Below are 404 nucleotides of genomic sequence, written 5' to 3' on the forward strand. Positions count from 1 at the left end.
TTATATGTGCATTCCACGCCGCAGGGAAATCAGATGTGGACGAAATCACATTTTTTTCACCGTCTGGCTTCATGCTGACAGTTTAGGGTCTGCACGAGCAGGGCGATTTTTATTCCCAATTGTGGCAAAATAGGCCGTTAGTCACATCTTTTAGGATACGCCCGTGTTAGTTACCAGCAACGTCACCATGCAGTTCGGCAGTAAGCCGCTATTTGAAAACATCTCCGTCAAATTTGGCGGCGGCAACCGTTACGGCCTGATTGGCGCTAACGGAAGCGGTAAATCCACCTTCATGAAAATTTTGGGGGGCGACTTAGATCCGACCCTCGGCAACGTTTCGCTCGATCCGAACGAACGCATCGGTAAGCTGCGTCAGGATCAGTTCGCCTTCGAAGAGTTCACCG

The 404-nt window shown here is 50.2% G+C and carries 1 protein-coding gene; it reads left to right on the forward strand.

Going from position 1 to position 404, the window contains the following annotated elements:
- Positions 1 to 163 precede the first annotated feature (163 nt).
- Positions 164 to 404 (forward strand): ATP-binding cassette domain-containing protein (locus tag JWJ90_RS22990; RefSeq protein ID WP_205229530.1); only part of this gene is annotated, 241 nt, incomplete at its 3' end.

The organism is Desulfobulbus rhabdoformis, assembly GCF_016919065.1.
GTDB lineage: Bacteria > Desulfobacterota > Desulfobulbia > Desulfobulbales > Desulfobulbaceae > Desulfobulbus > Desulfobulbus rhabdoformis.